The sequence below is a fragment of the Ruegeria sp. HKCCSA071 genome, assembly GCF_017872555.1.
Classification (GTDB): domain Bacteria; phylum Pseudomonadota; class Alphaproteobacteria; order Rhodobacterales; family Rhodobacteraceae; genus Ruegeria.
Genome location: NZ_JAEDOX010000011.1, coordinates 39,617 through 54,176, shown reverse-complemented (window position 1 = coordinate 54,176; position 14,560 = coordinate 39,617). Strand labels below are relative to the sequence as shown.

The 14,560-nt window shown below is 54.3% G+C and carries 9 protein-coding genes; 3 read left to right on the top strand and 6 right to left on the bottom strand.

The window, feature by feature from the left end; all coding sequences use genetic code 11:
* Nucleotides 1–207 precede the first annotated feature (207 nt).
* On the bottom strand, nt 208–2,196 hold the full coding sequence (locus tag I9188_RS16790; RefSeq protein ID WP_209507442.1) for an acyltransferase family protein: 1,989 nt from the start codon (nt 2,194–2,196) through the stop codon (nt 208–210).
* 953 nt (nt 2,197–3,149) lie between these two features.
* On the opposite strand from I9188_RS16790, the gene I9188_RS16785 reads away from it, so the two are divergent.
* Both I9188_RS16785 and I9188_RS16780 read left to right on the top strand, forming a co-directional pair.
* The gene (locus tag I9188_RS16785) at nt 3,150–4,391 is read left to right on the top strand and encodes a hypothetical protein (protein ID WP_209507443.1); all 1,242 of its coding nucleotides are present in this window, start codon (nt 3,150–3,152) and stop codon (nt 4,389–4,391) included.
* Entirely contained in the window at nt 4,388–5,413 is a 1,026-nt protein-coding gene (locus I9188_RS16780; RefSeq protein ID WP_209507444.1) for a glycosyltransferase family 2 protein, read from the top strand. The genes I9188_RS16785 and I9188_RS16780 overlap by 4 nt, the downstream gene beginning before the upstream one ends.
* A 36-nt stretch (nt 5,414–5,449) precedes the next feature.
* Here I9188_RS16780 and I9188_RS16775 read toward each other — a convergent pair whose 3' ends face one another.
* From I9188_RS16775 to I9188_RS16760, 4 genes are all read right to left on the bottom strand, one after another.
* Nucleotides 5,450–6,259: an FkbM family methyltransferase gene (locus I9188_RS16775; protein WP_209507445.1), complete on the bottom strand. Its 810-nt coding sequence runs from the start codon at nt 6,257–6,259 to the stop codon at nt 5,450–5,452.
* 62 nt (nt 6,260–6,321) lie between these two features.
* Nucleotides 6,322–8,286, bottom strand: a complete 1,965-nt coding sequence (locus I9188_RS16770; RefSeq protein WP_209507446.1) for a hypothetical protein — start codon at nt 8,284–8,286, stop codon at nt 6,322–6,324.
* A gap of 232 nt (nt 8,287–8,518) precedes the next feature.
* Nucleotides 8,519–9,865: a sensor histidine kinase gene (locus I9188_RS16765; RefSeq protein ID WP_209507447.1), complete on the bottom strand. Its 1,347-nt coding sequence runs from the start codon at nt 9,863–9,865 to the stop codon at nt 8,519–8,521.
* Nucleotides 9,855–10,586, bottom strand: a complete 732-nt coding sequence (locus I9188_RS16760; RefSeq protein ID WP_209507448.1) for a response regulator transcription factor — start codon at nt 10,584–10,586, stop codon at nt 9,855–9,857. Before I9188_RS16760 ends, I9188_RS16765 begins: the two co-directional genes overlap by 11 nt.
* 104 nt (nt 10,587–10,690) lie before the next feature.
* Here I9188_RS16760 and asnB point away from each other — a divergent pair, with 104 nt between their 5' ends.
* Nucleotides 10,691–12,607, top strand: coding sequence for an asparagine synthase (glutamine-hydrolyzing) (gene asnB, locus I9188_RS16755; protein WP_209507449.1), 1,917 nt, complete (start codon nt 10,691–10,693; stop codon nt 12,605–12,607).
* A gap of 3 nt (nt 12,608–12,610) precedes the next feature.
* Here asnB and I9188_RS16750 read toward each other — a convergent pair whose 3' ends face one another.
* Nucleotides 12,611–14,095: an NAD(P)/FAD-dependent oxidoreductase gene (locus I9188_RS16750; protein WP_245220682.1), complete on the bottom strand. Its 1,485-nt coding sequence runs from the start codon at nt 14,093–14,095 to the stop codon at nt 12,611–12,613.
* Between the last annotated feature and the right edge of the window lie 465 nt (nt 14,096–14,560).

The window sequence follows — 14,560 nt, the reverse complement described above, 5'->3', positions numbered from 1 at the left end:
CTAGCACGGCACCTACTGTTAAGATTGATAAATCATTTCTGTTTGATTGCTAAGGTCTTTTTGAGAAATTATGTTTTTTTTGCGGCATCTAGGTGCCCATGAGGGCATAATGTAGTCTTATAGATTAGTTTGTTTCTCTTTTGTGAACATGGGTGGTGTAATTGTTAAGAGAATCAGGGGCTCACGGAACGTCAGGCGCCAAGAGCTTCACTTCCGCTCCAGCCCAAGCACTGCGCGTGCGTTCTGAACAACCTGCATCCTTTTTCCAAATCGTTCTTCACCTGCGTTGCTGAAGTGGTCACCATCCGACCAGAAAAGAACATCACAGGATAAGAAGTCTTCTGGGAAAGACAGTTTGAGCAAGTTGTGTTGTGACATGAATTCCACCGGCGATGCTGAAAGAGTTTCGGCGATCGTAGCTTCGAGTTTCAAAAAGACCTCTTCCGTTCCGGGGCGAAGCATATAAGGGTAATCACATCCCGCCTTCCGGATAAAGGTCGGTTGAATATGTGGCTCGATCCGGGGGGATAGCCAGACTGTCGGAATATGGGATGCGATGCGTTCCAGATACTCCTTTACGGCCTGAACATAACCCATGTGGGGCTCGAAACGGGGTACGGGTTCATTTGGCGACAACCTTTCGAACATACGCCTTCCGCCTAAATCAAACCCGGCCCCGTGCAACAGATAAAACCCCGCCTGTTCATAGACTGCGAATTCAAAAACATCTGGGCGATCTTCAATGAACTGAGCAAGTTCCATGTAAGCACAACCAGGCAAAAGCGTATGTGGACGACACCCGCCTGAGACAACGCCGACTATGAAGGGCTCATTGGCCTGTGATGTGGTTATAACCGCACCGTAAAGGTCAATCGCGTGGCTGTCGCCCAGAACGAGAACACCGGGACCATACTTCTGCGCACAGTTGGTGGCACGCTGACGTGCGGTCTCATCAATCGTGCGGATGTCGAAGACGCAGTCGCCATTATCAAAACGCGACAGCGCATTGGCGAGTTGTTCATTATACGCATGCTCGGTCAGGGTAAGTATGCGTTTCTCCGCTTCAGACATGCGCGCCAGATAGGCGTTGCGCCAGCCTTTCGTCATCTGTCCCCAGCCGCCGAATGCCACAAACAACAATGAGACCGTGACCGCCAGGATGAAAACCGGCCGCCGGGCAATGGAATGCGGCCCCGAAGTGCGGCGGAACGGCGTTTCAACATAGCGCCAGCTTAGATACGCGATCACGAATGTCAGAATGATCAGGCAGATGAGAACGGTTGGCGATGGGGCCCATGGCGTCCAGAGACGGGCGAAGGCAAAGAGCGGTTGATGCCAAAGATAGGCGCTGTAGCTGATAAGCCCGAGACCGACGAAGACGGGCTTGGCCAACAGTTTTCCCGTTGCTGTTGTCGGTCCGGCAAACAGGATTACAAAGACTGTGCCACCGACCGGAAGCAGGGCATAGACCGATGGGAATGGAGTCGTCTCACCAAAGGCAAAAATGGAGACCCCGATCATCACGACACCCAATGCGGCCAGCAAATCATGGGAGGTGGTGCCACGTCGCAGGATCATGGCGCAGAACGATCCGGCCAACAGCTCCCACGCACGCGTCGGCGCAAGAAAGAATGTGGCGCTTGGTGCATTTCGCGCACCCCATTCGCACAGCACAAGGCTGAGCAGGGCCAAAAGCACCAAGATGGGAACAAGCAGTTTTCTTCTATAGGTCCATAACAGCAGCAAAAGCAGCGGGAATACGATATAAAACTGCTCTTCTACCGCGAGACTCCAAGTGTGAAGAAGCGGTTTCTCTTCCGAGTCGAGATCAAAATAACCGCTCTCGACCCAGAACAATACGTTCGAAGCAAAAAGGCCGACGGCCGCGACGCTTTGCGCAAAATTCTTTGCTTCCGTCGGTGTCATCAGGAAAATCGCCACCGGTATGCAGGCGGCGACCATAACTGCCAGAGCGGGAAGAATGCGTCGGGCACGGCGCTCATAGAATTTCAGAAGAGAGAACGTACCAGCTTCGAGTTCCTTAAGAAGGATTGAGGTAATCAGATAACCCGAAATTACGAAAAAGACGTCGACGCCGACAAAACCGCCTTTGAAGAGTGAAAAGCCAGCGTGAAAAAACACAACTGGCACTACCGCGATCGCACGTAATCCATCTACTTCGGGTCTATATTTCATTTTCGAAAACTGGGAACTGATTACTGACGAAGTGGGGTCCGGAGAAATATAAAAACGGTAGATGAACGTGGCGTGGCTGAGGTCGTCATGCTCTGTTCATGTTCATGGTGCGCGCGCTGTTAGAGGCTGGTGAGCGGACCTGCTGACACGTACAGCATAAGGTTTGGCCGCTGTCCTGCCTGCATCACCGCACCAATCGTCTTGCAAAAATAAAATTTGCACCTGAGATCAGGCCCGATCGCACTGCATTTCGGACGGGAAACAATTTCAGCCAAAACGAGACACTGTCTGCGATAAAGCTAATGCATGGCGTCTGTAGACGCCCCCTGCCTGGAAAAAGATATGAACCCCGAAGCTTGTCATATTTCTCCTTCGACGCACCGGAAGTTTCGTGTAGCGTCGAGTTGTTATTGTACTGAGTACAGGCGCTTATTTTCGATCGGATTTTTTTGCAGTTTACCCGTTTGTTTGAAGTGCCTGCCTGTAAGCAGGGAGATAATGCGAATTGATGTTGTGCCTGAGGCGGCAGAAATTGCGAGAACCGCTGATGAATTCGTCCGGGGGTGTAACCAGCGCCATGAAATTGGGCGCTTTGGTTGGGATATGCATCCGGGAAGTGGCTGAAGGTAACAACTGCCTGTTTCAGCCTGCTGCGATGGCGATGAAGGAGCTGTAGGACGGTGATGGCCGCGCAAACTGCATCGGGAAGATCACCCCGAAGGTTCAGAGGGGCTCTGCTGTTTGCAGCGACGGTGGTCATTTGTCTGGCGGTTTTGGTTATCAATCGCGGCCCTCTCTATTACTTTGATACTGGGAGCTATTTTCGACAGGGCAATATAGCGCTCTCACTTATCCTGCCTGCACCAAAACCGGCCGGTGCTCAAAATGGGGCAAGTGGTAACCAGGCAGAACAAAACGGTGAAGAGGATGAGGTAACCGGCGGATCACGCTCGATGGCTTATGCGCTGCTGGTTGCGACTTTCTGGCGGGGCGATGCGCTGGGGGCCGTTGCAGGGGTTCATCTGGCCGCATTGTTGTTCGCAGTCTGGCTGACGATGCGCCTGTTGCAGCGCAGCGCACAAACCGGGCGTAGCACGCTGCAACTGGTGACCATTCCCTTATTAGCGGGGGCAGTGACCTCACTGCCCTTCTATATCGCCTATGTCATGCCGGATATTTTCACATCGGTGATGCTGATCCTGATTGCGGCGGTTGTTGCCGCAGGTCGTTACATGAACTTGATAGAATGGCTGGGCGCGCTGGCCTTGGCAGCGTTCGCGGTGGTCCTGCACCCCTCGCATCTGGGGATTGCCGTACTTATGGTGCCCTTTGTCGTGCTGGCTGCCTTGCTGCGTCTTGGATACGGGCGATGGCTTGCGGCAGGGTTTGTTATATGCCTTGTTGCGCTGGCCATTGCCGAGCGCAAAGCATTTGAGTTCGCAACAGAAACCGTTGCGCGGAAAGAGGTAATCTATACACCCTATATCACGGCACGTCTGATCGTTGACGGCCCCGGCCTGGACTATTTGGATGATGTCTGTCCGCGCACCAATTTGGCAACCTGCGCCCTGCACGAGGCTTTGTCCTGGTCCGATGACCCTTACCGAATGACCGCTACTCATATCATTTTCGAGCAATCCGAAAAGCTGGGGTCTTTCCGGCTGATGCCGATTGAGGACCAGCGGGCCGTAGCAGCCGAACAGCGGGCCTTTTTCCTGCAGGTTCTGGCCGCCCGGCCGTTCGGGACGATATACGCACTTGGCAAAAATGCGTTCACCCAGTTGGGAATGAACAGCATCGAGATGACTATCCCGAACGAGGCTGTCATCCGAAACGCAAAATCGCTTTCGGGACTGCCGGAGGCGCAGCTGGCGGTTCTCGACAAAATTGTCCTGACGCGCGATCAGCCTTGGCTGGGTCCGGTCAATTCCATCCACGCGACAATCTATCTGATCTCGGCGATCATTGTGATCGGGTTGTTGCTATGGCCCGGCCGAGTTGCCCCACCGCTGAAACTGTTCGCCCTGTTCATTCTGATCGGGATTGCAGTGAACGCACTGGTCTGTGGCGGGGTCTCGCAACCCGCAGACCGATATGGTGCGCGCGTGATGTGGCTGCTGCCTTTCACGGCTGCCTTTCTTTTTCTTGTTCAGCGTTCGTCAGTGTCGCAAGGCACGGCCGGAGATACCTCGTGACTTCAGATAAAACCCTTTCCATCAGCGTCGTCATGCCCGCCTACAAGGCCGAGCATCTGCTACCCCGTGTCCTGACACCCCTGATTGAAATGCTGAACACCGACCAGGTGCAACAGGTTTTGGTTGTCGATGACCAGTCTCCGGACGGCACTGCGGCCCTTGCCCGCGAAATGGGGGCCACGGTTCTGACCACGCCGGTCAATGGCGGGCCGGGGGCTGCGCGCAACCTGGCCGCCGAACACGCCACCGGTGACATCCTGTGGTTCGTCGATTCCGACGTCATCGCGTGGCCCGATGGCCCGGAGCATATCCGCCGTGCCATGTCCGAGGATAATGTTGGCGCCGTGTTCGGATCGTATGACGACGCGCCGGATGGGCAATCGTGGTTCTCGCGCTACAAGAACCTTCTGCATCGCTATCACCATCAGCGCGCCCGGCGCGAGGCGCGCACCTTCTGGGCCGGGTGTGGCGCCATCCGACGCGATGTGTTTCTTGAGGTCGGCGGCTTTGATGTGAAAACCTACGAGGTTCCGTCGATCGAGGATATCGAACTGGGCTATCGGATCGCGGGGACCGGTCGCCGTATCCTTGTCGAGCCACAGCTGCAGGGTAAACACCTGAAAGTCTGGACCATCCGCAACAGCCTGAGCACGGATATTTTCTGTCGCGCCCTGCCCTGGGCCCGGCTGATGATCTCGCGCGAGGGGCTGACGGATGACCTGAACACCTCGATGGCCGAGCGGGCACGGGCTGCAATTGCGGGGTTGTTGCTGCTGTCGCTTCTGGTCCTGCCATTCTGGCCGGGGGCATGGCCCCTGCCCTTATTGCTGCTTGCAGTCGCCTTTGTCGCCAATTTCGATCTGGTGCGCGCCATGTCCGGGCATGGCGGACCGTGGTTCGCATTCAAATGCCTGCTGTATCATCAGGTCTATTATGTCTACTCGGCCACCATCTATGTCTGGTGCCTGTTCGAATACCACGTGCTGGGGCAGAAACATAAACTCCATGTCACGCGGAACTGACTGTTCGCGCGACATGGGTGTGTGCCAGAGGCAGGTTCAGAACTGCTTCGCGGGGAGTTGTTCGAACGGTAATTTCTCAACCTGATCGAAGCGCGGGTTGCTTTCATGCACATAGAACGTGTCGTAAAGCGAATTGCGCACGAAATGATAGCCATTGGCGAACAGTAACTCGTTGAGCTCCGGTGTCGGGCGTTCGATTGTCATGGCCAGGAAACGGTATTTGTCGAATGGGAAATTGCGCAGAATCCGCGTTTCCGACCCTTCGACATCCAGACTGAAGTAATCGATATCCTTGGGCGCGTTATAGCGATCGAACACCTCATCCAGAGGTACGGCCTCAACCGTTACAACCTTGCCCTTTTCCCGGAACCGGGCCAGTTTCGAAGCGCGTCGCTCGGTCATATTGTCGGCCTCATCCACCAGCAGGCTGCTGCGCTGACCGTCAATCATGAACTCCAGCTTTCCCGGTTCGGGATCAACCGCCAGCGGAACCGGGGTGGCCGTGCGGTGATGCCAGTTTGTAATCCGATGGTAATTGACCGGGTTGGGTTCAATCAAAAGTCCGGTCCAGCCATAGTGTTTTTCCAGAGCGAACGTGTTTGAGTCTGAGAATCCATCGGCGGCACCAAGCTCGACAAAAAAACCATTGCGCTTGCCATTATAGACTTCGTTGATCACCCACATGTCCTGGCCCCTGTCAGACACACGTTTGGGCAGGTAGCCGAGATTGTTCATGGCGAACCGGCGGCTGACATTCCGGGCGCTGACCACGCCGATATAGGCGAAATAGGCAGGCTTCTGGAGGACCGGGTATGATTCAACCAGTTTTGCAAGATTTTGCTTCATAGAGTTCTCCATTTAACTGCCCGTTTTTCTTCGGGACAAATCTTATATTTCTCAATCGGTGGCTATCTTAGACCCGCTACTTTCGCGATGTCCCAAACCGGGTAGGGTGTCTCACGCGTGCCCTGTCCGAAGATGGTATCAAGTGGTACGCGATAGGCACGTGCAATACTGACCGGAACATCGGTGTTCCCGAGGTCATTTTCGTAAACCGTCTGATCGCGCGCCACCAAAACCCAACCCTCCAAAGCTTCGCCAATTACAGTTTCTCCATCCACCAGAGCTGCTGTTGCCGCGCGTATGAAATAATCTGCGGTCGTAGTGTCAGATGCAGGCATTCTGGCATGAACATAGACCGACAACTGGCCAGCCATATAGCGCTTTTCCAACTCGGCCTGTGTCCAGATGGGCGGGAATGCCCCGGCAATCAGTGCCGGAACAACACGTATCTCGTTCAGGTCAGGGAACGGGCTCTCATCAGTTTCGATAGAGATACGATAGCCAAGATCCCGGGTCTGGGTAAACGGGCGCAGAGTTTCCGGCCAGCTGATCCAGGCGCTGACCGCAAGCCCTGTCAGAGCACAGGCCAGTGCAGAGACCGGAGCAACCTGAACCGGCCGCAAACGCCAGAAGACAATCAGTGGTATGACTGCGGCGGGTGCAAAATGATGGGGCAGGATCCGATAGGCCTGAACATAGAAAAACAGAACATAGGCAATGACCGTCAGCGTCAGTGTTCTGGACAGCTTATCCTGCCAGGGCCAGGCCAGCAGTGCCAGGCCGGGCAGAATCCCGCAAGGTAGCAGCCAGAACAGGAACCGCCCGGTGTCGAAGATCGTCACGAAGCGCAGGCGGCGCAGAATACTGTCAGCCCCAAACTCATCGGACACGTCCATCAGCCCCCACCATGTCAGCATCATCTCAAACAGTGATGCCAGAACCAGGACCCCAAGGGCGACCATCCCTCCGACAATCACCTGCCGGAACGGTAGTGGTCGGGTCAGAAGGAAGTGGGAAATCAGAAAAAACCCGATAAGAAGGGTGCCATTCGGTGCGGTCAGCAAAGCCAGTGTTGACACAAACGCCATCCCGACGAACCTGCGTTCGCTGAAGAACAGGATATAGCCCAGCACCCCCAGCAGGATCATCGGCTCGCGCGCCATGGGCAGCGCAATGTCGGCAAAATACGGATTGTAGGATGGATTGAATGCCATCACGAACGAAAACAGCAGCAGGGCTGCCCCAAGCCCGAAAACGGTTCGTGAGTCAGTATGTCCTTCGGGATCGCGTACAAAGGACAAAATCACCCCAAAAAGGATCGAAACCCCTGGCAAATATGCAAGACGGATAGAGACTTCATAGGGTCCGAAAAACCGCATGAACCCGCTTTGCAGGAAGGTTTCCGTCATCATTTTCGGGGTCGGATATCCCCCGACCCCCCCTGCATCCGGTGGCCAGAACGGCAGGCCACGGGTCATGAACAACATCGCGTTCAGAAAGCTGTGCGCCCCGTCGTCATTCAGCGACTCCCAGTAGAATTTCGGAGCCAGCAGGAGCAGAACAGCCAGCGGCAAGGCAATCATGCCGGCTATATCCCAACCCCTGCCCCGCAAGATATTAGGGTTGGGTCGGGCTGCGATCAGGCCGATGCCGGGCAGGCAAAGCAAAACAAGCAACAGAATGAAGGCCGTCCCGGCCATGGGAACACCGCTGACGGCCTGTACCACAGCAGCGAGCGCAGGCACACCGAACAAGGACAATGTAAACCCCTTGAGCAGCCAGTGCTCAAACCGGTCCCCCTGCGCAGCAATTCCCAAAGCCAGCAGCAACCCCGGTGCCACAAAAAGCGCCGAAGCAGACAGCGCGACCAGAGGAACCCAGACATAGGAAAACAGAACGCCGCTGGCTGCGAAATAGGGCGGTACCTCATCCAGCCGCACCGCATCAGCAGCAAGTGTTGCTGCGACGCCCTGACCGGCCAGTACAATGCCAGCCAACACAATGAGTGAAATAAAAAGGCGCAATACCATCACGTCTTATACAATCTCATCAAATACAGCAGTCGACGATTACCCAATGAAAGGCATACTGGATGTCAGCTGAAAGCATATGTCTTCAATCAACCAATCTACTGATAACATGTAACTCTCATCTGGTTGCGTGTTTTATGCCCAACGGATGGATTGCATGCGCAATGTGATATCAATACTGCAAGCATACCCACATTGGTGATTTCAGGGAAACAAATAGCCGTATAGGTATCTATTTCGGCGTTTCGATCCATCCAGGCAGTATGACCGACACTTTCGCCCCACCCAGAGCGGATGTCCCGATATGGACCATTCCTCCATAAAGCTCGGCTATATCCCGGACAATCAACAGGCCTAACCCGCGTTCACCCCTGTCTTCACCGGTGGACACGTCGGACATCTGCCGACTTTGCTCCATACCCGGGCCATCGTCTTCGATGCAAAGCGTAATCATATCCTTGCTCTCTGCGATCGCTGAAATATGCACGTGGCTTTCAGCCCAGAAACACGCGTTTTCCATCAGGTTGCCAAAAATCTCCTGAATGTCCGCCATCTCGCCGAAAAATATCATTCCGGCATCTATGGTGATTTCCACCTCGGGCATTCGGTCTCTGAAAATAACACCAAGCGCATACATTACGTCTTCGGCGCTGGTGCGAACGGCTGAAGATTTGCCATAAGGACGTTCGGTCCGGGCGCGGCTGAGGTTACGCTTGATGACCCGCGTCATCCGATCGACAAGGCCAATAATCTGATCGCGCCTGTCATCATCCAGCGCTTCGGCAACGCGGATCAGAGCGGCCAGCGGCGTTTTCAATCCATGTGCCAATTCGGCATTCTTCCTACGAGTTTTTTCAAGATTTGTGTTGTTGCGACGATGCAGCTCTCGCAACTCATCAACCACTGGGATCAAGTCTGGCGGCCAGTTTTGCCCATCAATGATCGTATCGTGCTGGCGCATGGCTTTGACAGATTCGCTGAGCCGTTTGAGCGGTCTGAGACCCCGGTTTACTGTAAAATAGACTGAAACCGAAACCGTCAGGGCGATACCGAAGAAAACCAGTGCAACCAGCTGGGTCGCGCTGCGAATTCCTTCGCTTACACGTCGCATGGGCGCCGCAATCCGAAAGCTCAGCCCTTCTTCGGGCGCGGCTCCCGGAAAGGGGGCAGATATACCGCGCACAAAGCCTCCGTTAGGGCTTATGAAATCACCTTTGCCCGAGGGCGGTACGGCAAGGACCGCGCTGTTCGCGGTGACCGGGCCAAGTGACGGAGATTGAAACAGAATCCTGGAGCCCCCCCCCTCCTGATCTTCGATAAGCTGCCAAACCCAGTTTACTTCTGCCAGGTCATAAATTCCGCGCCCGACTCCTTCGGACAGCTCTATGTCGGTCCCATTCAAAGTGATCCGGCTGGATTCGATCAACAAATCCTGGGCCAGAAGCAATTCCAGTTCGCGGATTTCCTGAACGCGATAGAGCTGAATGAAAATAGCCGCGCCAAGTCCAAGTACGGCACAACATATCGCGATTGACGCAATCGATACGCGACGTGGAATCGTGGCCCAGTCACCGATCATCTGTGGGAATCCGATAACCTTGCCTGCGCACGGTTTCCACCAAAGAGGCCGCCATCTTGCGGCGCAAGCGCGAGATCAAAACGTCGATGACGTTTGAATTCAAGTCTATCTCCTCGGCATAGATATGCTCAATCAGGTCTGCCCGGCTGACGACCGAACCCGCATGCCGGGCAAGATGCTCCAGAGCGCGAAATTCAAACGCGGTCAGAGGAATAGTCCGACCCTTGAAATAGGCTGTCTTTTCATCGGGCAAAACTGACAGGTCCCCGACTTCAATCGAGGGCGCACCGCGTCCACTTGCGCGCCGCACCAAGGCTTCGAGCCGTGCCATGAGTTCTTCGGAGTGAAAGGGTTTTGCCAGATAGTCGTCAGCCCCGCTGCGTAGCCCGGATACGATATCATTCCAACTGTCACGTGCCGACAGGATCAAAACCGGGGTCGCCATATTGCGACTGCGCCATTCGTGCAGAACCGAAAGCCCGTCCAGTCCCGGCAACCCCAGATCCAGAACGATGACGTCCCAATCTTCGGTCTCCCCCAGAAATAGCGCGTCATTACCGTTATCAGTCAGCCTTACGACATCGCCACGCGCTCGCATCAGGCAACCAAGATTATCGCGCAGCGTATCGTCGTCTTCGGCAACAAGTATTTTCATCAGACCCTCATAGCTGACACGCGCAGCGAACATGAACAGGGCATGACAAAGGCTGACATGTGCCATTCATTCCGCTCTTTCTATAGTGCATCTGACCCGCCGTCGAAAGCGATCAGAATCTGATGTGGTGGGTTTTGCCTCGCTAACCTACTGTAATACCGGAGTTCCGAATGTGTGGCCTGTTTGGTATCTTCCCAGAGGATGCAGCACAAACCCCTGACAATCTGCGGCTGCGCAAAAGCGCGTTTTCCATACGTTATCGCGGCCCGGATGCCAGCCATATCCTGATAGAACCCGGTCTTGGGTTGACGCACCGACGCCTGTCCCTTGTCGATACCGATATACGGTCGGATCAGCCTTTCAAGGATCCAACGGGCCGTTACACCCTTGCCTACACTGGTGAAGTCTACAACTTCAGGTCCTTGCGGTCTGAGTTGGAAGCGTTGGGGATTTCCTTCCGGACAACTTCCGATACCGAAGTTGTTTTACACAGTCTGATCCAATGGGGTTCGAGCGCACTGATCCGGTTCGAAGGCATGTTCGGACTTGCCTTTGTCGACCGCAGCACGCGGCAGGTCCTGCTGGCAAGGGATCGCTTCGGAATGAAGCCGCTTTATTGGGTGCAAGGCCCGACCAAAGAAGGGCCCGCCTTTCTGTTTGCGTCGGAAATAAAAGCTTTCGAGCCGTGGATGACAGTACAGCCGGACATCAACTCGGTAACAGCTTATCTGATGAATTCCGGAGAACCGGATCCGGGTCAGACCTTCTATAATGGCATCCAGAGCCTGGCCCCAGGGACTTGCCTGCAGTTTGACGGATCGGACAAGATCAAGATTTCATCTTTCTTCCGATTGAACGATTTCTTCGACCCCGATGAAATGATCAGGCTTGACGGCTTGCCCACGCCCGAAATTGTCGATGAGTTTGCGGATCTGATGCACAAATCCTTGGCCGCGCATTTGTTCGCCGAAGCGCCTGTTGGGGCTTTTTGTTCAGGCGGTGTGGATTCGTCACTGATTGCTGCCATAGCAGCAGCACAACATCAAAACCTGCCGTTGTTCCATGCCAATGTGAAAGGTGAACGCAGTGAAGTTGATGCGGCTCGCAACCTAGCCAGAAGTCTTAAACTGGAGTTGCACGTTACCGATGTCGATGAGTGCGATTTTATTGACATGCTTCCCCGAGTCATTCGGCACTATGAACGCCCCCCCTCAGAACCTGCAAATTGCACGCCACTGATGATGGCGGCCCGGCTTGCAACTGATTCTGGAATGAAAGGTCTGATTTCTGGTGCAGGCGCAGATGAATTGTTCCTCGGAAATCCCCGGTTTGGGCGAAAGCGTTTGAACGATGGATACAGACGGCTGATGCGCCGGGTGCAGGCAATGTCGGGCATAGGGTCCATCCTGACTACGAAGCGCGCAAAAAAGCTGGTGCATGACCATGCAAAACAGAGGGAGCCGCAGGAGATCTCCTGCCATCACAACGCATCGCCACAAAACCCCAGGGATCACGGCAGACAATGGACGCTGGATCGCATGCGCCATCCCCTGTCAGAGCTTTTGCATCTCAATGACACGATGGGCATGGCCGCAGGTATCGAAGTGCGGCTTCCGTTTTTGGATACCCGATTGGCCCGGTTTTCCGTCAATCTTCCGACCCGGCATAAACTCCGGCTTTCGCTCTTTGCCTTCGGGAACGCTCATCCGTTTGCTCGCAACAAATGGGTCGTTGAAGAAGTCGCCAATCGTTATGTCCCGCGCAACCTGAGCCCCCGTATCAAGAACGCGACACAGACGACGGTGTTTCAGCGGTTGGAAGTTCGTCCTGAATACTTCAGGAGCGCCCATCTGCGGGACCTGATCGGCCTGACCCGGACCCAAATGCACGACGTAATCACCGAAACGGCCCCGGACCTTCGGTTGCGGCTTTTGCTGGCCGAAGTTTGGCTACGATGCGGACTGAACCATCAGGACGAAGGCCGGGAAGTCGCCAGATTACGCGATCACATCACCATCTGGCCGGACACATATCATCCCAACCCGTCAATCAGAAACAAACCCACAAGCACCGCGGTCCCTGGCTAAGGATCAGAGCGCCGTGCTTTTACGAAAGTTTTTTTTTGGCGCAGCCGTTTTCTTGGGGTTGGCTTCAAACTCTTCATGGTAAGAGCGTTCCACATTCACGTCCCAGACGTCGTAGTTCTCGCCCATGATATTGCGGGCGGCATATATAGCAGACAGCATCGAATGATCCTGATTGTTATAGCGATGCAGACCATTGCGACCCACGGTCTGGAAATTTTCCAGCGTCTTCAGCCAACCGCTGACAGTGTCCAGAGCCTCTTTGTACTCAGTGTCATAAACCGGGTAGGCTTTGGGTTGCCGGATCACGGCAAAATCTATGACATCACTCGCTTTAGCCAGCCCAAGCTGCTCAAGCTCTTCGCTGGCAAGTTTCCTGAGTTCTTCGTCCGAGGAAGACCACAGCCCGTCACCCTTCTGGCAGAAATACTCCATCCCTATTGACGCGGTATTCTGGTCGGGCAGCATTTCCTTGGACCAGGCGCGGAAATTCTGAATGCGGCCGACCTTCACCTTGGGGCTGTGGATGTAAATCCAGTTGTCCGGGAACGGATCGGCGTGATCCAAGATCAGGGTCACGATCAGGAAATCGCGATATCTCAAACGATCTGCGGCTTCAACGACCTGGAGCGGAGGTGGCGGGTCAAACGTGTGGATCAGATCGCGCACGGCCATTGAATTGATGAACTCTGCACCCTTGATCCGTTCGATGCTTATCTCGCCGTCTTCATTCCAGTTTCGCACATCAACCGACGTGACGTGGTTGCCGTCACGATACACCTTTATCACTTCCGAACGTGTCTCGACGCTGCCGCCTTTTTCCTGAATCAGATCGCGTGTCTTTTCCCACATCATGCCAGGACCCAAGCGAGGGTACTGGAATTCTTCAATCAAGCTAGCGGTGTCATTGGCGCCGGAAATTGCATTCCAAACTGCCTTGGGTAAAGACAGGTTCTTGATCCTTTGCGCCGCCCAGTCGGCCCGGATTTGCGACGGTGGAATGCCCCAGACCTTTCTCGTGTAGCTACGGAAGAAGTGCATATAGAGCCGACCGCCAAAGCGGTTGATCACCCATTCTTCAAATGTATCTTCCTGCGGCTTGGGGCGGAGCTTCCATTTAATGAAGCTACCGATGATTTTATAAGTCTCGTATGGGCCAATATTTCCAAGGGCGTTGAAAATCCGTAACGGATAATCATAGAACTTGCCACGGTAGAAGATGCGGCTCAAGCGCTGCACAGTGATGAAATCATCACCCATCACCTCGTGCCACATGTCCTCGACCTCACGCACCTTGGTGAAGAACCGGTGCCCGCCTATGTCAAAGCGGTAACCTTTATGCGTTTCAGTTCGTGAAATGCCACCAACCATGTCCGAGGCCTCAAAGACCCGGGGAACATGTGTGTCGCTCAGCTTCTGAAGTTCATAGGCAGCTGTCAGCCCGGCTGGGCCGCCACCGATGACTACAACGGGAACAATATCTTTTTTCAAATGACTAACACCCATACCAAAACACTTACCTAAGGCTACAAGAGGTTATCCGGGATTAACAACAAAATCCTGTCAGCCCCCTAAACAGAGTGCCTGAGTTTTGAAGCCCGGCCTTCCGTACAGAAAATCGGCACCCTGATTAGACGAACCGCACCGGCTGTCCATCCCACAGAGAGAGGGGACAGATGCGAACCAGATCGCCTGTGTCGAAAACCGGTTCAAAATTGGTGAAAACCTCTGTCTCCTGCATAGCCCTAAACTGCATGTGCTTTTCCCAATAATTTGAATCGTAACGATGTTTTCCGACCGGTATAGCTTTGTCAAAATTTCCCGCAGGTGTGAAACGTACATTTGATCTGCGCAATTCTGATACAACATGTGCAGCCCTGAATATGACCTCTTTTAAGCGCTGTCTCTGTGATGTTCTTCACTGGATTGCCCGGCTGAAAGAGCGCGTCAACAATA